This window comes from Caulobacter sp. 05L422 (assembly GCF_056397765.1).
The window spans coordinates 39,763-59,453 of record NZ_JBFTOB010000029.1; the positions used below are offsets into that span (position 1 = coordinate 39,763).

13 protein-coding genes are annotated in these 19,691 nt (G+C 69.6%); 8 read left to right on the forward strand and 5 right to left on the reverse strand.

What is annotated here, in order from left to right:
• Positions 1 to 4: 4 nt before the first annotated feature.
• The 5 genes from AC1DMQ_RS23200 to AC1DMQ_RS23220 are packed head-to-tail and all read left to right on the forward strand — an operon-like array spanning position 5 to position 4,072.
• Entirely contained in the window at positions 5 to 784 is a 780-nt protein-coding gene (locus AC1DMQ_RS23200) for an ABC transporter ATP-binding protein (protein WP_477035898.1), read from the forward strand.
• Positions 777 to 1,739, forward strand: a complete 963-nt coding sequence (cbiB, locus tag AC1DMQ_RS23205; protein WP_477035899.1) for an adenosylcobinamide-phosphate synthase CbiB — start codon at positions 777 to 779, stop codon at positions 1,737 to 1,739. The genes AC1DMQ_RS23200 and cbiB overlap by 8 nt, the downstream gene beginning before the upstream one ends.
• Before the next feature lie 22 nt (positions 1,740 to 1,761).
• On the forward strand, positions 1,762 to 2,808 hold the full coding sequence (gene cobT, locus AC1DMQ_RS23210; protein ID WP_477035900.1) for a nicotinate-nucleotide--dimethylbenzimidazole phosphoribosyltransferase: 1,047 nt from the start codon (positions 1,762 to 1,764) through the stop codon (positions 2,806 to 2,808).
• Positions 2,808 to 3,566, forward strand: a complete 759-nt coding sequence (gene cobS / locus AC1DMQ_RS23215) for an adenosylcobinamide-GDP ribazoletransferase (RefSeq protein ID WP_477035901.1) — start codon at positions 2,808 to 2,810, stop codon at positions 3,564 to 3,566. Before cobT ends, cobS begins: the two co-directional genes overlap by 1 nt.
• A complete protein-coding gene (locus AC1DMQ_RS23220) occupies positions 3,563 to 4,072 on the forward strand; it encodes a tyrosine phosphatase family protein (protein ID WP_477035902.1) in 510 nt (169 codons plus the stop codon). The genes cobS and AC1DMQ_RS23220 overlap by 4 nt, the downstream gene beginning before the upstream one ends.
• 3 nt (positions 4,073 to 4,075) lie before the next feature.
• On the opposite strand, the gene AC1DMQ_RS23225 is transcribed toward AC1DMQ_RS23220, so the two are convergent.
• The 3 genes from AC1DMQ_RS23225 to AC1DMQ_RS23235 all read right to left on the reverse strand — a co-directional run bounded on the left by AC1DMQ_RS23225 (position 4,076) and on the right by AC1DMQ_RS23235 (position 8,990).
• Positions 4,076 to 4,993, reverse strand: a complete 918-nt coding sequence (locus tag AC1DMQ_RS23225; protein WP_477035903.1) for a surface-adhesin E family protein — start codon at positions 4,991 to 4,993, stop codon at positions 4,076 to 4,078.
• A gap of 62 nt (positions 4,994 to 5,055) precedes the next feature.
• Positions 5,056 to 7,386, reverse strand: coding sequence for a glucan 1,4-alpha-glucosidase (locus AC1DMQ_RS23230; protein WP_477035904.1), 2,331 nt, complete (start codon positions 7,384 to 7,386; stop codon positions 5,056 to 5,058).
• A gap of 41 nt (positions 7,387 to 7,427) precedes the next feature.
• Positions 7,428 to 8,990: an MFS transporter gene (locus AC1DMQ_RS23235; protein WP_477035905.1), complete on the reverse strand. Its 1,563-nt coding sequence runs from the start codon at positions 8,988 to 8,990 to the stop codon at positions 7,428 to 7,430.
• 358 nt (positions 8,991 to 9,348) lie between these two features.
• Between AC1DMQ_RS23235 and AC1DMQ_RS23240 the strand changes: the two genes are divergently transcribed.
• Together AC1DMQ_RS23240 and AC1DMQ_RS23245 are read left to right on the forward strand one after the other, a co-directional pair.
• Positions 9,349 to 10,413, forward strand: coding sequence for a LacI family DNA-binding transcriptional regulator (locus AC1DMQ_RS23240; protein ID WP_477035924.1), 1,065 nt, complete (start codon positions 9,349 to 9,351; stop codon positions 10,411 to 10,413).
• Positions 10,414 to 10,596: 183 nt separating this feature from the next.
• Complete coding sequence (locus AC1DMQ_RS23245; RefSeq protein WP_477035906.1) at positions 10,597 to 13,128, forward strand: hypothetical protein; 2,532 nt, start codon at positions 10,597 to 10,599, stop codon at positions 13,126 to 13,128.
• Here the strand turns inward: AC1DMQ_RS23245 and AC1DMQ_RS23250 are convergent.
• Together AC1DMQ_RS23250 and AC1DMQ_RS23255 are read right to left on the reverse strand one after the other, a co-directional pair.
• On the reverse strand, positions 13,125 to 14,750 hold the full coding sequence (locus tag AC1DMQ_RS23250) for an alpha-amylase family glycosyl hydrolase (protein ID WP_477035907.1): 1,626 nt from the start codon (positions 14,748 to 14,750) through the stop codon (positions 13,125 to 13,127). The genes AC1DMQ_RS23245 and AC1DMQ_RS23250 overlap by 4 nt on opposite strands.
• Positions 14,747 to 16,576: an alpha-amylase family glycosyl hydrolase gene (locus AC1DMQ_RS23255; RefSeq protein ID WP_477035908.1), complete on the reverse strand. Its 1,830-nt coding sequence runs from the start codon at positions 16,574 to 16,576 to the stop codon at positions 14,747 to 14,749. Before AC1DMQ_RS23255 ends, AC1DMQ_RS23250 begins: the two co-directional genes overlap by 4 nt.
• Before the next feature lie 313 nt (positions 16,577 to 16,889).
• Here AC1DMQ_RS23255 and AC1DMQ_RS23260 point away from each other — a divergent pair, with 313 nt between their 5' ends.
• Complete coding sequence (locus tag AC1DMQ_RS23260; protein WP_477035909.1) at positions 16,890 to 19,664, forward strand: TonB-dependent receptor; 2,775 nt, start codon at positions 16,890 to 16,892, stop codon at positions 19,662 to 19,664.
• Positions 19,665 to 19,691: the final 27 nt, after the last annotated feature.

Genomic DNA, 19,691 nt, shown 5'->3' on the forward strand with positions numbered 1-19,691 from the left:
TGGCATGAGCGATCTGGTCGCCGACAACCTGACCGTCGCCCTGGGCGGCCGAAACGTGCTGGCCGGGGTCGGGGCGCGCTTCCGTCCCGGCGAGGTCACCGCCATCGTCGGCCCCAACGGCGCGGGCAAGTCGACCCTGCTGGCCTGCCTGGCCGGGCTGCGCCGACCCGACGCCGGCCAGGTGTCGCTGGGGATCGAGCCGATCCTGACCCTGGCGCATCGCGAGCGGGCCCGCCGCGTCGGCTTCCTGCCCCAGACGCCTGAGGTGGCCTGGGCGGTTGACGTCGAGACCCTGGTCGGCTTGGGCCGCATCCCGCACAGCGGCGCACGCGGCCTCAGCGACGCCGACCACGCCGCCGTCCAGGTCGCGCTGGTCCGCACCCGCATGACCGGTTTCGCGCATCGCGACGTCACAACCCTGTCCGGCGGCGAGCGGGCCCGCGCCCTGCTGGCCCGGGTGCTGGCGGGCGAGCCGTCGTGGCTGTTGGCCGACGAGCCGCTGGCGGGGCTGGACCCCGGTCACCAGCTGGACACCGTCGACCTGATGCGCGCCTTCGCGGTCGAGCACGGCCAGGGCGTGGTCATGACCCTGCACGACCTGGGCGTGGCCCTGCGCCTGGCCGACCGGGTGCTGGTGCTGCGGGAAGGCGCGCTGATCGCCGACGCCGCGCCGCTGGAGGCCCTGACGCCCGAGGTCCTGGAACGGGCCTATGGCGTCAAGGCCGCCATCTTGGCGGGCTCGTGGGGCCCGCTGATCGAGCTGATCGGGCGGACGGATGGCTGAGACGGCGCCCTGGCCCTGGGTGGTGGCCCTGGCCCTGGGCCTGGAAGCGGTGCTGGGCTATCCGGCCGCGCTCAAGCATCCGGTCGCCTGGCCGGCGATGTTGATCGAAATGCTGGAGCGGCGCTGGAACCAGCCGACGGCGTCCGGTCCGCGCCGTAGATGGCTGGGCGTCGTCCTGGTCGCCCTGCTGGTCGCGGCCGCCGTCCTGCTCGGCGCGGCGATCCGGGGCGTCCTGGGCTCCAGCCTTCCGGCGTTGACCTTGGTCGCCCTGATCGCCACGACCGGCCTGGCCCAGCGCAGCCTGCACGACCATGTCGCGGCCGTCCTGGCGCTGTTGCAGGCCGGCGACCTGCCGACCGCCCGCGCGGCGGTGGCGATGATCGTCGGCCGCGACACCGAACCGCTCGACGCCGAAGGCGTGGCGGCCGCCGCCCTGGAGAGCCTGGCCGAAAGCTTCAACGACGGCGTCGTGGCCCCCGCCTTCTGGCTGCTGGTCGGCGGCCTGCCGGGCCTGTTCGCCTACAAGAGCGTCAACACCGCCGACAGCCTGATCGGCCACAAGGAAGCGCGTTGGCGAATGTTCGGCTGGGCGGCCGCGCGCACCGACGACCTGATGAACCTGATCCCGGCGCGGGCGGCCGGCGCGCTGATCGCCCTGGCCGACGCCAAAAACCAAGCCAGGGGGTGGCGCACCATGGTCCGCGACGCCCGCCTGCACGCCTCGCCCAACGCCGGGTGGCCCGAGGCGGCCATGGCCGGCGCCTTGGGCGTCCGCTTGGGCGGCGAGGCCCGCTACGACGGCGTGCTCACAGACCGGCCGACGTTCGGCGACGGACCGCGCCCGACGCCCGCCGACCTCGAACGCGGCCTGCGCCTCTACCGCCGGGCCTGCCTGCTGCTCTGGCTGATCCCACTGGCGATCGGCCTGATCGTCGCCCTCGCCCCTCGACCCTAGCTCGTCTATCCAGGACCCCGTCATGATCGTCCTTTCCGTTCTCCAGACCGCCATCACCCCCGTCGACGCCGCGCTCGAGCCGGCGCTGCGGGCTCTGCTGGACGGCAAGGCCAAGCCGCCAGGATCGCTGGGGCGACTGGAGGACCTGGCCGTGCGGATCGGCCTGATCCAGAACCGACTGGACCCGCGCATAGCCCGCACCGACCTCTATGTGTTCGCCGGCGACCACGGCCTGACCAACGAGGGCGTCTCGGCCTATCCGGCCAGCGTCACCGCCGCCATGGTCGGGCTGTTCCTGTCGGGGCGTTCCAGCGTCGGCGCCCTGGCCCGGGCCACGGGCGTCCATGTCCACGTGGTCGACGCCGGGGTCGACGCCGACCTGCCCGACCATCCCGACCTGATCGTCGCCAAGATCCGGCGCGGAACCGCCAACGCGGCCCGCGAGCCGGCCCTGACCGCGCGAGAGGTGCAGGCCGCCATCGCCAAGGGCGCCGAGATCGCGCGGGGCGCGGCGGCTGACGGGGCCGACGTCATCGCCCTGGGCGAGATGGGCATCGGCAACACCTCGTCCGCCGCCCTGATCATGCACCGCCTTGCGCCCGCGCCGCTCGACGACTGCATCGGCCAGGGCACGGGGCACGGCGCCGAGGGCATGGCTCGCAAGCGCGCCGGCATCGCCCGCGCCGCCCAGCGCTCCGACGCGACCGAGCCCCTGGACGTGCTGGCCCAGTTCGGCGGTTGCGAGATCGCCATGATGGTCGGGGCGGTGCTGGGCGCGGCCTCGATGCGGCGGGTGGTGCTGGTCGACGGCTTCATCAGCACGGCCGCGGCCCTTGCCGCCGTGCGCCTGGTTCCCGCCGCCCTGGAATACTGCGTGTTCGCCCACGGCTCGGCCGAGCGCGGCCATCCGGCCATGCTCCAGGCCCTGGGCGTCCGTCCGCTGCTGGACCTGGACCTGCGGCTGGGCGAAGGCACCGGCGCGGCGCTGGCCGCCCCGCTGCTGGTGGCGGCCGCCAACCTGCTGACCGACGTCGCCGCCCTGGCCGACGTCCTGGCCGGGCCCGATTGATGCCGCGCCAGCTGAAGCTGTTCTTTTGCGCCCTGCAGTTCCTGACCCGACTGCCCGCGCCCTCGTTCGCCGACTTCCAGCCGGACTGGATCACCCGCGCCGCCCGCTACTATTCGCTCGTCGGGATCCTGGTGGGGGCGATCTGCGCCGGCGTGCTGCTGGCGACGGGACAGCTGTGGAGCGGCCTGCTGCCGGCCCTGCTGGCCGTGGCGGCGGGCGTATTGGTGACCGGCGGCTTCCACGAGGACGGCCTGGCCGACACCGCCGATGGCCTGGGCGGCGGCCAGACGCCCGCGCGTCGCCTCGAGATCATGAAGGACAGCCGGGTCGGAACCTACGGCGTCCTGGCCCTGGGCCTGGTGCTGGCGATCAAGGTCGCGGCGCTCGCGACCCTGCCCCTGGCGGCGGCGGCCTTGGCCCTGGTCGCCGCCCACGGCGCCGGCCGCGTCGCCGCCGTGGTGGTCATGGTGCTGGGACGCCATGTCAGCGACCGCGACGACGCCAAGTACAAGCCCGCGCCCGACGGCGTGCGACCGTTCGAACTGCTGATCGCCGCCGTGCTGGGCCTATGGCCGCTGGCGCTGCTGGGCTGGTCCGGCCTGGCGGGCGCGGCGGTCGGCGCGGTGCTGGCCGGGGTCCTGGCCCTGACCGCCCGCCGACTGATCGGCGGCCACACCGGCGACGTGCTGGGCGGGATCGAGCAAGCCTGCGAACTCGGTGTTATGCTGGGCGTCTCAGCCGCGATGGCGATGCGATGACCCTGTTCGTCTGCCCGCTCAGCCAGGTCGAGACGGCCCGGACGCTGCACCGGCCCTCGCACCTGATCAGCCTGTTGTCGCCGACCGACGACAAGGTCTGGCCCGCCGCCGACGCCGATAGCGAACACCTGCGCCTGGCCTTCCACGACATCGCCGAGCTCCGCGAAGGCTTCACCCCGCCCGACGCCGCCCTGGTCGCCCAGTTGCTGGACTTCGCGGCCGGCTGGGATGCGGGGCGGCCGATGCTGGTCCATTGCTGGGCCGGGGTCAGCCGCTCGACGGCGGCGGCCTTCGTCATCGCCTGCCAGCGCGCGCCCGAGCGGTCCGAGCGCGGGATCGCCCAGGCCCTGCGCGCCGCCGCGCCCTACGCCACGCCGAACGCCCTGGTGGTCAGCCTGGCCGACGCGGCGCTGGGGCGGGCCGGCCGGATGTCGGCCGCGATCGTCGAGATCGGGCGGGGCGCCGACACGTTCGAGGGCGCGTTGTTCGAACTGCCGATCGCCTAGCCGCTACCGGGCGGCGGCGTCCTTCTCGCCCCTGACGCGGTAGGTCATCGTCTCGGCTGAGACCGCGTCGATATCGATGGCCAGGTCGCGGATATGGATCGCCTTGAGCTCGGCGGGGAAACGCTCCGTCTGCCCCATGGCGGGATGGATCAGGTCGTCGGCGCCGTAGCCCCGCACCTCGAACTTCATCTCGCCCGCCTCCAGGCCTTCGAAGGTCACGTCATAGGCGTCGCCGGAGCTGTCGGCGGGATAGTCCGCGGGGTTGGGGACATCGGTCCCCTTGGCGTAGTCGCGCGGGGGAACCAGCGGCTGTCCGACCTTCGCCGTCTGGCGCCGGCCGAAGGTTTCCGGTCCGGGCGCGGCGGAGCGGACGATCGGGGTGGCGGGATCGGCGGCCAGTCGGTCGTACACCGCACGGGGCGCCTCGTCGCCGGCGGCGATCAGGGCGTCGGCGAAGGTCCGCGCATCGACGGCGACCGCGAACGCGCCGGCCGCTTCGCGATCGTCGGGACCGGCGCAGACGAAGTTCAGTTCCGCCTCGCCCAGGGTGCCGGGCTCCACCGCCGCCAGGGCGGGCTTGGCCAGGCTGTCGACACCGCCCTGTCGGTCGTCGCGGTCGTAGCGGACGATCATCGCCCAGCCGCCCCGCGCCTTGGCGCAGTCGGCCAGCATGTAGCTCTTGGTCATCCGTACGCCGTCATCCGCGCCGTCCGCGACGACCTGGGTGTTCCAGTAGGTCAGCTGGCCGCCCTTGCCGGGCTTGATCGACGCGACGTCGATCAGCATCACCCGGTCCTGGCCCTGGTTGACGTACCACCAGTCCGCCGCGTCGGCCGGTACCGCGCCCAGGGCCGCGGCGCCGACCAGCGCGAAGCCAAGCGCCGCCGACGCCTTGTTCCGGAGGGGCGAGGCGTCGGTCATGGCGATCTCTCACGGTTAAGCTACGCCCAGGAAACGCCCGGATCGTCGTGAGGTTGCGCGCCCTACTTCGCGTAGCGCGCCGCCACCGGCGCGTAGCGATCCCACACTTGGCCGTCGCTGACCGAGCGCAGCAGCTTGACGTATTCGGCGTGCGACCAGGCCAGGGGCGTGGCCGAGTCCGTGCCCTCGCCGCGCGCATAGCCGTGTGGGTTGGGTCCGATGCCGTCCCAGACCTGTTCGGGGATCAGCAGGCCGTCGTTGGCGAACAGCTCCATCGCCTTGACGTAGCGGTCGCGGATCTTCTGGATCGCGGCGGCGTCCGGCTTGCCGTTCAGGCCAGCGAGGGCCAGTTCGTAGTGACCGCGCTCACCGGTGAAGATCGGCCAGACCCGGCCGCGCTGGCCCGGGGTCATCTTGCCACCGACACCGTAATTGGCGCCGGTCTTGGCGTCCTCGCCGTAGCCGTCGACGTCGTAGCGCCGCCAGCCGGGGAACTCGCCTGTCACGCCCGGGAAGGCGAAGTCGTAGCGCACGCGGTAGAGGTCGGCGCGGCTGGTGTCGTCCAGCTCCGGCAGGCTGCCGACGATGGCGGCGTCATCGGCCCGGCGCACGCCGTACCGCACCAGTTCCAGGAAGCCGCCGTCGACCACCTGGTCCTTGGGCGGCGCGATCTGGCCGTTGGCGGCGCCGATCGGAGCGTGGTCGTTGGGGTCTTCGTTCTGGTTCAGGCGGACATAGTAGGTCCCGTCGCCGAACGGGCCCTTGGTGGTGACCATCCGCGCCTCGACCTTGGCCGAATAGGCGTCGGCGGTGGCGCGGTAGCGGGCCGCGCCGGCTGTGTCGCCGGCCAGCTCGGCGATGTCGCCAGCCACCACCAGGCCGGCGATGGTGGCCGCCGTGGTCGAGGGCGAGTGGCCGCCCTGCTCTTCCCAGCGCTCCTGCTGGGTGAACGGGGGCTTGATGGTCTCATGGTTCCAGCCGACGCCGACCTTGCCGCCGTCGACCAGGAAGTCGGCGGCCGGCTTGATCATCTTGCCGTAATGGGCTTTCAGGTCCGCCTCGGGCAGCCAGCCCAGCTTCCACAGCTTCCAGCCCAGCATGATCGGCATGGCGGTCTGGTCCAGCTGGACGCCGACCCACTCGGTGGTGCCGTCCACCCAGGTCTTCTGCAGGAACCAGCCGCCGACGCCGGTGTTGCCCTTGGTGTCGGCCTTGACCTGCACCTGGGGCAAGTAGTGGAAGGCCGCCAGCGGCGTCTGCTTGTCACCCAGGGCCGCCAGGGCCATGGCGCACTGGTAGAAGTCGCGCGGCCAGACGGCCTTGTAGCCGGTCGAGGGTTTGGAGGCGTCGACCGTGTCGCCCCAGGGGTTGGACAGCGAGGCGATCAGGGCGCCGGCATAGGTGCGGTCCTCCTGCACCTTCAGCATCAGGGCGCTGGCCTGGACCAGCTTGCCGCCGTCCTCCGAGGCCTCGCGCAGGCGCGGCAGTTCGGTCAGCGAGGCCAGATAGTCCTCCCAGCCCACGCGGTCGCCCTCGCCGTTGTAGCGGGCCAGGACCTCGTCGTAGCCCGTCTTGAGGGTGGCCGAGGCGGCCTGGTCGGCGGCCGCCGCGTCGCCGCCGAAGCCGATGACGAAGTCGTAGGTCGCCTCGCCCGAGGCCTGCTGGGGCAATTGGGCGGTCAGGACGATCGCGCCCTTGGCCGAGGCCGCGCCGGTCAGGGTCGCGGCCTTCACCGCCGCCAGGGCGTCGGCGCCCAGCGGCGCGGCGACGGCCTTCACGAACGGCTTGCCGCCCTTCAGGCTGAGGAACGCCTTGCCCTCGGACGCGGTCATGGCCGCGGCGGTCGCCGCGCCCGTGTCGCCGCCGCCGGTGTTGGCCATATGCGGCTCCAACACCAGGAACGGCGTGACCGGACCCTTCAGCGCGCGGACCGTGACCCGCACGAACAGGGCGTTGCGGTCCGGGTCGGTGAAGATCCGCTTCTCGATCTCGAAGCGTCCCTGCTTGTCGGTGGTGGTCACCTTGTAGGCGGGCGACAGCGGCCGGCCGGCGGCGTCGAGGTGCAGGTATTCGGTCTTAGACGTGGTGTCGGCGCCCTCGACGGCCACGCCGGTCGACGTCTTCACCGCCACCCGAAGTTGCTTGATCTGGGCCTCGTGGATCAAGCCGTACATGGTCTCGGTCACGGTTCCGTCGGCGATCGAGAACCAGACTTTCGACACCGCGCCGGTCGGGCCTCCGTCCTTGTAGGCGCCGTCGACATAGGCTTCGTAGGACGCGCCGACGCCGGTCTTGGCGGCATAGGCCCAGGTGGTAGGCGTCTCGGCGTGGGCGACAGCGCCCAGGGCCGTGGCGGCGACCGAAACCAGGGCGAGCATCTTCAGGCAACGCATGGAACTACCTCGTGAAATGATGGCGTCGATAACGACGTGGATCAGGCTTTTGACAGCGCTTCGGAAGACGAGGCTTGGACCGGCGTCGCCTTGGGTTCGCCCACGTCGCGGACCAGGAACACGCAGGCGGCGGCCGCCAGCATCGAGCCCGCGCCCAGCACCAGCGCCCAGATCGCCCCGCCGCCGAAGAACGCCTTGAGCAGCAGGCCCAGGATGGTCGCCGCCAGCAGTTGCGGGATGACGATGAAGAAATTGAAGATGCCCATGTAGACGCCCATCTTCCGGGCCGGCAGCGCGCCCGACAGGATCGAGTACGGGGCCGACAGGATCGACGACCAGGCGAAGCCCACGCCGATCATCGGGATCCACAGCAGGCCGGGCTCGCGGATCAGCGGGAACGCCGCAAGGCCCAGGCCGCCCAGGCCCAGGCACAGTGCGTGGCTGGCCTTGCGGCCGAAGGCGCGGGCGATCAGCGGGATCACCAGGGCCGCCAGCGCGGCCACGCCGTTGTAGAGGGCGAACAGCACCCCCACCCAGTCGGCGCCGTCGTTATAGGCCCGCGAGGCCGTATCGGCGGCGTGGTAGTGGAAGGCGGTCACGGCCGGGGTCGTGTAGATCCACATGGCGAACAGGCCGAACCACGAGAAGAACTGCACCACCGCCAGCTGCTTCATGGTGGCGGGCATGCGGAACAGGTCCTCGACCACTTCGGAGAAGCCGTTCGCGGTCCGCCCGCTCCGTCGCAACAGGCCGGCGACGAGCTGGGCGACGCCGAACAGGCCGATCATGGCGGCCAGGACGTAGACTTCCTTCTCCAGCCGCGTGACGAAGATCGCGACGGCCAGGGCCAGGCCGGCCACAGTCCAGACAAGGCCGCCGACGATGTAGGCGCGGACGGCGCGGGTCGGTGCGTCGGCAACGGCCGCCAGCGCGTCGCCCTTCAGCGCCCGCTCCGACGCCTCGAAGGCCGCCAGTTGCTCGGGGCTGTATTCGCGGGTGGTGAACACCGTCCACAGCACCGACAGCAAAAGGCCCGCCGCGCCGGCGTAGAAGGCGATGTGCACCGCGGGCGGGACGCCGCCGTCGGCCGCCACGTTGCTGACCGAGAACCCGTTCGTCAGGATCCACGGCAGGGCCGAGGCCAGGACCGCGCCCGTGCCGATGAAGAAGCTCTGCATGGCGTAGCCAGAGGCGCGCTGCTCGTCGGGCAGGTTGTCGCCGACGAAGGCCCGGAACGGCTCCATGGTGATGTTGATCGAGGCGTCCATCACCCACAGGGCGGCCGCGGCGATCCACAACACGGGCGCATTGGGCATCACCAGCAGCGCGGCGCTGGTCAGGATCGCGCCCCAGAAGAAGTACGGACGACGCCGGCCCAGGCGCCCCCAGGTCTTGTCGCTGAGATAGCCGATGATCGGCTGCACCAGCAGGCCGGTGGCCGGCGCGGCGATCCACAGGATGGCCAGGTGGTTCACCTCGACGCCGAGGCTCTGGAAGATTCGCGAGGTGTTGGCGTTTTGCAGGCCGAAGCCGATCTGGATCCCGAAGAACCCGAAGCACATGTTCCAGATCTGGAAGAAATTCAGCCGGGCCTTGGTCGCCATCCGCTCCCCCTGATAGCTCCGTTTCGTCAGAGCTTTGCGCAAATTTTTTCAGCGCTTTATGTGCGTGCATTTGTGCACGCGACGCCCTCCCTGGCAACGAGATTTTCCAGGATTTCCCGGCATTTCCAGGGTCGTGTTTCGGCAGCCTGACACCGAAACACCGCGAGAGCCATGCGAAGAGACGCTCGGACCACCGTCAAGTCGGCAGAAGATTGCATAAATTTTCAAGACTTGCCGACACCTTGCCCGAGCTTCGCGGAGTCTTGCCCGCCGACGGTCTCGGATCCCGGCCGATCAAGGCGCGTGATCCGCCCTCGACGGCGCTTGAAAACCATGGCCACGGCGCCTTAACAAAGGTCTGAAAAGATTTGCGGCAAAATTTGCAGCGACTCACGGACGGGGCGGGATAGTGACCAAGGGCGCGACGCGGCTTGAAGACTTGGCCAGGCTGGCCGGCGTATCCATTTCCACGGCCTCGCGGGCGCTGAACGACAGCCCGGCCGTCAATACGCGCACCAAGCAGTTGATCTGGAAGCTGGCGCGCGAGATGGACTACCCGTTCCGTCGCTACATGCCCGCCGGCCCGATCGGGGCCGAGGGCACGATCGCCATCGTCGTTCCCCGCCCCCAGGGCCGCGAAGGCCGACTGTCGGACCCGTTCTTCCTCGAGCTGCTGGCCGGCGTCGGCGAGGCGGCGCGCGAACGCGGCTGCGACCTGATGATCAGCCACGTGGCGCCGACCAGTTTCGAGGACCTGTCGGCGGCCATGACCACCAGTCGGGCCGACGGCGTGATCTTCCTGGGTCAGAGCTGGCTGCACACCGCCTTCAACCGCCTGGCAGAGACGGAAGGCCGCTTCGTGGTCTGGGGCGCGCAACTGCCCGACCAAGCCTATTGCTCGGTAGGCTCCGACAACCCGCTGGGCGCCAAGCGCGCGACGCTGCACCTGGCCCGCCTGGGCCGCAAGCGCATCGTCTTCCTGGGCGACACCGAAGCCCCCGAGGCCATGCAGCGCCATCGCGGCTATCTGGACGCGGTCGAGCAGTTCGGCCTGGGCGTCGATCCCGAACTGATCGTGCCGGCCCATTTCGAGGTCGAGTCCGCCGAGGCCAGCGTCGACTCCCTGATCCAGCGCGGGGTGAAGTTCGACGGGGTGGTCGCCGCCTCCGACCTGATCGCCCTGGGCGCCATCCGCGCCCTGCAACACGCGGGCATGTCGATCCCCGGCGACGTCTCGGTGATCGGCTACGACGACGTGCCGTTCGCCCGCTATTCGCGCCCGGCGCTCAGCACCATCTCGCAAGACACGGCCAAGGCCGGCCGGCTGATGGTGTCCAAGCTGCTGGACGCCAGCGGCCAGGGGGCCAGCCGCTCGGAACGCGTGCCGACCGACCTGATCATCCGCGAGTCCTGCGGGGGCTGACACCTGGAGCGTGGCGGGCGCCGAAACCGGCATCCACTTTCGGGCGCCACGCTCTAGGCGATTTACGGGGTCGAGCCTGAGGCGATGACCCTATGGAGCCCCTCCTGGGGCAAGACAAAACTGCGCGCTCAACCTGCGACGGGGCCCAGAAGGCCTGGTCCGGAAACCGTGAGCGAGGCAGGCGTGAAGAACTGGCTGGCAGTGGGCCTGGCGTTGTCGATGGCGGCCGAGGCGGGCCTCGCCGGGCTGTCCGGCGGCGCGTGGAACCTGAGCTTGGCGATGGCGGCCGAACCGGCCGATACGGCGCCCAAGACCATCGACGCCCGACCCTGGCCCCGCCCCTATCAGGTCGATGGCGTGGAGTTCTCGCTCTATCGCCCGGAGATCGACTCCTGGAACGGCGACACGCTGAAGGCTCGCGCCGTCATGGCGGTGAAGACCGGCGGGGCCAAGGACGCCTCCGGCAAGGCGATCGCTCAGCAGGAATTCGGCGTCCTGTGGCTGACCGCCCGAACGGAAACCGATAAGGAAGCCCGTGAGGTGGTGCTCAGCAACCTGACCATCGACCGCGCCAGTTTCCCGACGGCCAAGGATCAGGAAGCACGCTATCTGGCCCTGGCCCGCAAGGTGGCGCCGACCACCAGCCTGGTGGCCAGCCTGAATCAGTTGGAGGCCTCCCTGGCCCTGACCCAGGCCGGCAATACGGCGGGCGCCTCGCAGCCGGTCGACAACAATCCGCCCGAGATCCTGTTCGCCTTCGCGCCGACCATCCTGGTGTTGATCGACGGCCAGCCGGTCCTGAAGCCCTCGGGCGTGACCGGCGTCGAGCGGGTGATCAACACCCGCGCCGTGCTGCTGAAGAGCCAGAGCGCATTCTATCTGTCGCGCGACGGCCAGTGGGCGACGGCGACGTCGCTGGACGGACCGTGGACCGCCGCCGCCAAACCGCCCGCCGCCGTGACCCAGGCCGCGGCCAAGTTGGCGCCGGCCAAGCCGCCCTCGGCTCAGGCCGAGGCCCAGCCTAGGTCTCCAGCCACCCTGCCCGGCGCGAAGATCGCCGTTCGCACCCACCCCGCCGAACTGATCATGGTCGACGGCGATCCCGCCTTCGCCGCCCTCCCCGGCACCTCGCTGAAGTACGTCTCCAACACTCCGGCCGACGTCCTGATCGACCCCTCGGGCGGCTGGTACGTGCTGATCGCCGGACGCTGGTTCACCGCCTCCTCGTCCAAGGGGCCGTGGCGTTGGGTCGATCCCAAGACCTTGCCCGCCGACTTCGCCAAGATCCCCAGCGACGGCCCCAAGGGCGCGGTGCTGGCCTCGATCCCCGGCACGCCGGAGGCACGGGAATCCCTGGTGGCCAACGCCGTTCCGCAGACGGCGACCGTCAGCCGCAAAGAGGCCCGCTTCCAGCCCCAGTACGACGGCGCGCCGCAGTTCAAGCCGATCGAGGGCACGGGGCTGAGCTATGCGATCAACTCGCAGGCCCCGGTGATCAGGGCCGGGGCGGCGGGCTACTACGCCCTGCAGAACGGCGTCTGGTTCAGCGCGCCCGCCCCGACCGGCCCCTGGGTCGCCGCCACCCAGGTGCCGGCCGAGATCTACCGGATCCCCAGCAGCTCGCCGCTGCACTACGTGACCTATGTCAGCATCTACGGGACCAATGGCGACGAGGTCTATGTCGGCTACACCCCCGGCTACTACGGCGCCGTCGTCAGCGACGGGGTCGTGGTCTACGGCACGGGCTATCCGTGCTCCAGCTGGACCGGAACCTACTGGTACGGCTGCCCGACGCCTTATGGCTACGGCGCGGCGTTCGGCTACGGCGTGGCCCTGGGCTGGGCGCTGTCGTTCGGATGGGGCTGGTACGATCCCTGGTACGACCCGTGGTGGGGCCCCTGGGGCTACTATCCGGGATACTATCCCGGCTATTGGGGCGGCGGGGCCGTCGCCGGCAACGTCTACGGCCGCTGGGGCAACAGCGTGGTGGCCGGCACCGGGGCGGCCTGGGCCAACCCCTACACCGGCAACTACGGGCGCGCCGGACAGGGCGGCTACTACAACACCGCCACCGAAGGACGGGGCTATGGCTATGCCGGGCGCAACACCAATGTCTATACGGGCCGCTCGACGGCGGCGGCGGGCGGGGTGCGCTACAATCCCCAGACCGGCCGCGTCGTCGCGGGCCAGGGCGGCTCGATCTCCAATATCTACACCGGCGAAGGCGTGGCGGGCGGTCAACGCACCGTGGTCAACACCAACACCGGCCGCGTGACCAACCAGGCCGGCGTCGCCGGACGCGGTCAGGAAGGCGCGGGCGCGATCGGCGGGTTCAACACCCAGGGCCCCGGCGGCGGCCAGGCGGCCGGGGCGGGCTACATCCACTACGACCGCGACACCGGCGACATCTCCAAGGGCGGGGTCGTCGACATCAACGGCAACGTCTACGCCGGCAAGGACGGCAATGTTTACAAACACGGCGCCGACGGCTGGGAACAGGCGGGCGGCGGCGGACAGTTCAAGAAGGCCGACCGCCCCGCCCCGTCGCTGGACGCCGAGCGGGCCAGCCGGGACCGCGGCTTCGAACGCGACCGCAACTCGGGCGGCGGGTTCGAGCGCCAGGCCGCCAGCCGGCCGTCCTTCGATCGCGGGGCCTATGGCGGCGGCTTTGGCGGTCACATGGGCGGCATGCGCGGCGGCGGGCGGCGGCGCTAGGCCTTCACGGCCACCAGACCGGCCATCGGCGGCAGCGCGCCCTCCCCGGCCAGGTTGACGCTCTCGACGATGCGCCAGCCGGCCGGCAGGTCCCAGGCCGTGGTCTCGAAGCCCAGGTTGAAGGCGCACAGCACCTGGTCCGCGCCCTCGCCGCGCAGGAACACCAGCAGCGGCTCGGGGGCCTCGACCAGGGTCATGCCGCCCGTCCGCAGGCCCGGCAGCCGGCGGCGCAGGGCCACGACGCGGCGGGTCAGGTTCAGGGTGGAGTCGCCGTCGCGCTCCTGGCGATCGACGGCCAGGTCGATGTGCGAGGGATCGATCGGCAGCCAGGGCTCGACCTTGGAGAACCCGGTGTGGGCGGCGACCGCCACCCACGGCATCGGCGTGCGGGCCCCGTCGCGACCCAGGGTCTCGGGCCAGTTGGCGATGGCCTCGGGGTCCTGCAGCCGATCATAGGGCACCTCGGCCTGGGGCAGGCCCAGCTCCTCGCCCTGGTAGATGAAGACGTTGCCGCGCAGGCTGACCAGCAGCAGCAGCGACATCTCGGCGAAGGCCTTGGGATCGCGACCCCGGGCCCAACGCGACACCGCCCGCGGCGCGTCGTGGTTCGAGAAGGTCCAGGACGGCCAGCCCTGCCCTTCCTCGCCCGACCACATGGCCGTGCCCCGCCGGATCAGGTCGGCCGCCAGGGTGTCGGCGTAGAGGTAGAGGAAGCCGTAGGCGCTGTGCAGGCGGTCGGGCCCTTGGGTGTACAGCTTCATCTCGCTGTCGGCCCGCTCGCCCCCGACCTCGGCCACCATGAAGCGGCCGCCGTACGCCTCGCCCAGCTGACGCAGCCGGGTCAGGAAGGCCGGGATGTCGTCGTGCGACTGGTTGTGGAAGTGGTGCTGGAAATCGAACGGCCGGGTGCGCTTGCCCTCGCCGTTCAGGATCGGCGGATTGTCGGTCAGGGCCTGGTCGTGCATCGCGAAATTGATCGCGTCGAAGCGGAAGCCGTCGACCCCGCGATCCAGCCAGAACCGCGCCGTGGCGACCAGGGCGTCCTGCACCTGCGGGCTGTGGACGTTGAGGTCGGGCTGGGCCGACAAGAAGTTGTGCAGATAGTACTGGCGACGGCGCGCGTCCCAGGTCCAGGACGGACCGCCGAACACCGATTGCCAGTTGCTGGGCGGCGAGCCGTCCGGCTTGGCGTCGGCCCAGACGTACCAGTCGGCCTTGGGATTGGCGCGGTCCTGGCGGCTGGCCTTGAACCACGGATGCTCGTCGGAGGTGTGGGAGAACACCTGGTCGATGATCACCTTCAGGCCCAGGGCGTGGGCCTTCTCGATCAGGCGATCGAAGTCGGCCAGGGTCCCGAAGATCGGGTCGACATCCTCATAGTTCGAGACGTCGTACCCGAAGTCCTTCATCGGCGAGGTGAAGAACGGCGACAGCCAGACGGCGTCCACGCCCAGCGAGGCGACGTGCTCCAGGTGGGCGGTGACGCCCGGCAGGTCGCCCACGCCGTCGCCGTTCGAGTCCGCGAAGCTGCGCGGATAGATCTGGTAGATCACCGCGCCGCGCCACCAGTCGCGGTCGTGGATCAGATGGGCCGACGGCTTTGAAAGGGTCTCGACCGTCACTGGCCAACCTCCGAAACGCAAATCAGGTAATCGAGCGGGCCGATCTCGACCCGATAGCTGCCGGGCGCCGTGGCGGCGGCCGCACAGGATCCGTGAGCGGAACGCCAGGCCCGCGAGGTCGAGTCGACCTCGATCTGGACCGCGACCGACGTCAGGCCGGTGTTGAACGCCACCAGGGTCTCGCCGGCGTCGGTCATCCGCGAGACGGCGAACAGGCCCGGCTTGTCGCCGGCGGCGCGCACGACCTGGCGGCCGCCGCGCAAGGCCGGCTCGGCGGCGCGCAGCCGGGCCATGGCCGAGATCGCCTTGTAGAGCGTCCGGTCGGTCTTGAAGTGATCGCCGGCCGCCGGGGCGCCGTCGACCAGCCGGGCGGAGGCGTATTCGGCGACCTTCGTCGCGAACATGTCCTGGCGGGAATCCTTGTCGCCGCCCACGCCGACCAGCCCCTGCTCGTCGCCGTAATAGAGAACCGGCGCGCCGCGGGTGAACATCAGGAAGGCGTGGGCCAGGACCACACGCCGGGTGACCTCTTCGTCCGAGGCGTCCGGATGAGCGGCGCGAACGAAATGGCCGATGCGGCCCATGTCGTGATTGCCCAGGAAGGTCGGCAGTTGCAGCGCCGCCTGCTCGCCGCCCTCGTAGAGCGCGTCCTGCGCGAACAGCTGGGCCAGGCCGTCGGTCCCGGTCTTGCCGTTGACGGCGTCGGTCACCGCGCCCTGGAACGCGAAGTCCAGCACGGCGGGATAGCCGTCCACCCGCGTGAACCGGGCCAGCATTCCGGGCGTGGTTTCAGCGACCTCGCCGAAGATATGGAAGTTGGGAATCCCCCGCGCCTTGGCCCGAGCCAGCATGGCCGGCACGAAGGCCTGCCAGAACTCGGGATTGACGTGGCGGGCGGTGTCGATCCGGAAGCCGTCGATCCCGAAGTCGTCGATCCACTGGCCGTAGATGTCGATGAAGCCCTGGACGACGCGCGGGTTCTCGGTGGCCAGGTCGTCCAGGCCGGAGAAATCGCCATAGGTCGAGCTCTCGCCCACGAATCGGCTGTTGCCGCGGTTGTGGTACCAGATCGGGTCGTTCAGCCAGGCCGGCTTCTTGACCGTCGCCTCGCCCTTGGGAATATCGACCGCGTAGGCGAAGTCCGGCCGCGTCAGCCGCGCGAAGTTCTCGGCCGTCTGCCGCTCGGCCTGGTCGCCCAGGAAGCCGTCGTTGATCGCGAGCCCCGCGACGCCGCCCTTCCGCACGAACGGATAGTCGGCCTTGGACCGGTAGTCGCAGCCGTCGGCCGGACAGTCGCGATACTGGATCACGTCGGCGGTGTGGTTGGCGACGATGTCCAGATAGACCTTGATGCCGCGTGCATGGGCGGCGTCGACGAAGGTCTTCATCTGGGCCCGCGTGCCGAGGTGCGGATCCACGTCGGTGAAGTCGGTGATCCAGTAGCCGTGATAGCCGGCGGACTCCTGGCCGGGCGGTCCCTGCACCACCTTGTTCCTGAAGATCGGCCCCAGCCAGATCGTCGTGGCGCCCAGGCCCTGGATGTAATCGAGCTTGCCGGTCAGGCCGGCCAGGTCGCCGCCGTGATAGAAGCCCTTGTCGGCGGGATCGAAGCCGGTCTTCAGGCGATCACCGACCAGACCGCCGCGATCATTGGCCGCGTCGCCGTTGGCGAAGCGGTCGGGCAAGACGAAATAGATCACCTCGTCCCGCGGCGCGCGATCCAGATACGCCGCCGAATTGACCGGATGAACGGGCGTCGCGGGCTGCGCGAAACCGGCGGTCGTGATCGCGGCGGCGACGAACGCGGCGCCCGCCGATCGACTCATCCATGCCCCCGAAACTGCCACGCCCCCTGCCCCTTCCCTGCTGTCCAGGACCGTCCGACATCGCGCCGATCCATTGTTTGCAATCTTTTGCAGAAACCGAGCAAGCCTGTCAATCAGCCTCTCATCGCCCCAAACAAGCGGCTCCCACCCAAATTTCGATGCCAATCGCGCAGGAACCTCGACCAAAAAGCCACACATGACATTTTGTCCATTTTTCCAGTTGCAATCCAATGCGTTTATTTGCAGTAATTTTCACAACGAAGCTTGGATCACCGCGGCGAAACCGCGGGAACCGATTGGGAGGGAGCATCAGATGACGACCAATTCCGTGCCGCGCCGAGCGCGGCTGATGGGCGGAGCGGCCACCGGCCTAGCGCTGCTTTTGACGGCCGCCGGCGTCGCCCACGCCCAGGACACGACCGCGCCGAGCGCCGACACCGTCGAGGAAATCACCGTCACCGGCATCCGCGCGGGCATCGAAAACGCCATCGCGATGAAGAAGACCTCCAGCTCGATCGTCGAGGCTGTGTCGGCCGAGGACATCGGCAAGCTGCCCGACACCTCGATCGCCGAGTCCCTGGCCCGCCTGCCCGGCCTGACCGCCCAACGCCTCGACGGCCGCGCCCAGTCGATCTCGATCCGCGGCCTGGGTCCCGACTACAACACCGTGCTGCTGAACGGCCGCGAGCAGGTCTCGACCGGCGACAACCGCGGCGTCGAGTTCGACCAGTATCCGTCGGAAATCCTGAGCGGCGTGCTGGTCTACAAGACCCCCGACGCCGCCTTGATCGGCCAGGGCCTGGCCGGCACCGCCGACCTGCAGACGATCCGCCCGCTGAAGTACGGCAAGCGCGTCCTGTCGGCCAACGCCCGCTACGAGTTCAACAGCGAAGACAAGCTGAACCCGGACGCCAAGGACACCGGCCATCGCTTCAGCGCCACCTATGTCGACCAGTTCCTGAACGACACGCTGGGCGTCGCCGTCGCGGTCTCGGACATCTCGACCCCGACCCAGAGCCGTCGCTTCAACGCGTGGGGTTATCCGACCACCGCCTCGGGCGACCTGGTCATCGGCGGCGCCAAGCCGTACGTGCAGTCCAACAACCTCAAGCGCACCGGCGTGATCGGCGTGCTGGAATACGCCCCGACCGACAAGTTCCGCACCTCGCTGGACCTCTACTATTCGGAGTTCCGCGAAAAGCAGATCCTGCGCGGCATCGAACTGCCCCTGTACTGGAGCTCGGCCGTGCTGCAGCCCGGCTACACCGCCCAGGACGGCCTGATCACCCAGGGCACCTATACTGGCGTGAAAGGGGTCATGCGCAACGACCTCAACACCCGCAACACCAAGCTGAAGTCGGCCGGCTGGAACATCGCCTACGACACCGACAACGGCTGGACGCTGTCGGCCGATCTGAGCCACTCCGACGCCAAGCGTCGCGACGTGATCCTGGAGTCCTATTCGGGTACGGGCCCCGCCGGCGTCGGCGCCACCGACACCATGACCTTCAACACCACGCCGGGCGCGGGCACCACCTTCGGCTCGACGCTCGACTACACCAACTCGACCCTGTTCATGCTGACCGATCCGCAGGGCTGGGGCGCGGGCGCCAACGGCGGCGCGGCCACGGGCGGAGCCCTGACCCAGGCGGGTTTCTACAACACGCCTGCGATCAAGGACGAACTGAACGCCATCCGTTTGGAAGCCGAGCGCGAACTCGCCTGGGGTCCGATCAACAAGGTCGAGTTCGGCTACAACGCCAGCCGCCGCGAGAAGTCCAAGGAAGTGCACGAAAGCTTCCTGACCTTCGGCGGCACGATCGCCCAGGGCGCGCCGCTCAGCCGCCCCATCCCGCAGGCGGCGCTGATCGGCACGGTCAGCCTCGAACTGATCGGCATTAAGGCCATGCTGGCCTATGACCCGACCTACCTGCTCGACAACGGCGTCTACACGCTGATCGCGGACCAGAGCCCGGCGGTCCAGACCCGCAATTGGGGCGTCAAGGAAGACGTGCAGATCGCCTACGCCAAGTTCGACATCGACAGCACGGTCGGCTCGATTCCCGTCAAGGGCAACACCGGCCTGCAAGTGGTCTACACCGACCAGTCGTCGACCGGGGTGCGCGTCAACCCGGCCGACACCGCCCATCCGACCACCAACGACGGCGGCGACAAGTACACCTACGTGCTGCCCAGCCTGAACCTGACGTTCGACCTCAGCAACGAGACCTTCCTGCGGTTCGGCGCGGCCCGCACCCTGGCCCGGGCCCGGATGGACGAACTGCGCGCCAGCCAGTCGTTCAACCAGAACCTGGCCAACCTGCAATCGACCGACCCGAACACGTCCTATTTCAGCACCGAAGGCGGCAATCCGGAACTGCGGCCCTACATCGCCGACGGCATCGATATCTCGCTGGAGAAGTACTTCGGTCGCTCGGCCTACATTTCGGCCGCCGCCTACTACAAGAAGCTGTCGAACTTCGTGAACTCCAGCGCCTCGACCATCGAGGACTTCTCGCCCTTCCTGTCGCTGCTGACGCCGGCCCAGCAAGCCCTGCTGGGCACCACCCAGGGCCTGGCCAAGGCGCCCCAGAACGGCAAGGGCGGCTATATCCGCGGGATCGAACTGTCGGCTTCGGTCACCGGCGACATCTTCTTCGAACCCCTGCGTAACTTCGGCCTGATCATCAGCGGCTCGTACACCGACAGCTCGGTCAAGCTGGACGAGAACTCGGCGGCGATCGACATGCCCGGCCTCTCGAAGAAGGTGGTCAACACCACGTTCTACTACGAGAACAACGGCTTCAACGCCCGGATCAGCAACCGCTATCGCAGCAAGTTCCTGGGCGAAGTGGCCGGCCTGAGCGCCGCGCGGATCTATCGGACCGTCGACACCGAGTCCGTGCTCGACGCCCAGATCGGCTACGAGTTCCGCGAGGGTTCGCTCGACGGCCTGTCGATCCTGCTGCAGGCCAACAACATCACCGACGAGCCGTTCAAGACCTACGAGAACGGCGATCCTCGCCGGACCGTCGACTACCAGAAGTACGGCACCACCTACATGGTCGGCGTTTCGTACCGGTTCTAAAGCATCTCCCCTGCGACCTCCCCGCCG

Excerpts from the sequence above, each read along its gene's own strand:
- AC1DMQ_RS23200 (WP_477035898.1), top strand. The coding sequence starts at position 5 with ATGAGCGATCTGGTCGCCGACAACCTGACCGTCGCCCTGGGCGGCCGA.
- cbiB (WP_477035899.1), top strand. The coding sequence starts at position 777 with ATGGCTGAGACGGCGCCCTGGCCCTGGGTGGTGGCCCTGGCCCTGGGC.
- cobT (WP_477035900.1), top strand. The coding sequence starts at position 1,762 with ATGATCGTCCTTTCCGTTCTCCAGACCGCCATCACCCCCGTCGACGCC.
- cobS (WP_477035901.1), top strand. The coding sequence starts at position 2,808 with ATGCCGCGCCAGCTGAAGCTGTTCTTTTGCGCCCTGCAGTTCCTGACC.
- AC1DMQ_RS23220 (WP_477035902.1), top strand. The coding sequence starts at position 3,563 with ATGACCCTGTTCGTCTGCCCGCTCAGCCAGGTCGAGACGGCCCGGACG.
- AC1DMQ_RS23225 (WP_477035903.1), bottom strand. The coding sequence starts at position 4,993 with ATGACCGACGCCTCGCCCCTCCGGAACAAGGCGTCGGCGGCGCTTGGC.
- AC1DMQ_RS23230 (WP_477035904.1), bottom strand. The coding sequence starts at position 7,386 with ATGCGTTGCCTGAAGATGCTCGCCCTGGTTTCGGTCGCCGCCACGGCC.
- AC1DMQ_RS23235 (WP_477035905.1), bottom strand. The coding sequence starts at position 8,990 with ATGGCGACCAAGGCCCGGCTGAATTTCTTCCAGATCTGGAACATGTGC.
- AC1DMQ_RS23255 (WP_477035908.1), bottom strand. The coding sequence starts at position 16,576 with ATGAGTCGATCGGCGGGCGCCGCGTTCGTCGCCGCCGCGATCACGACC.
- AC1DMQ_RS23260 (WP_477035909.1), top strand. The coding sequence starts at position 16,890 with ATGACGACCAATTCCGTGCCGCGCCGAGCGCGGCTGATGGGCGGAGCG.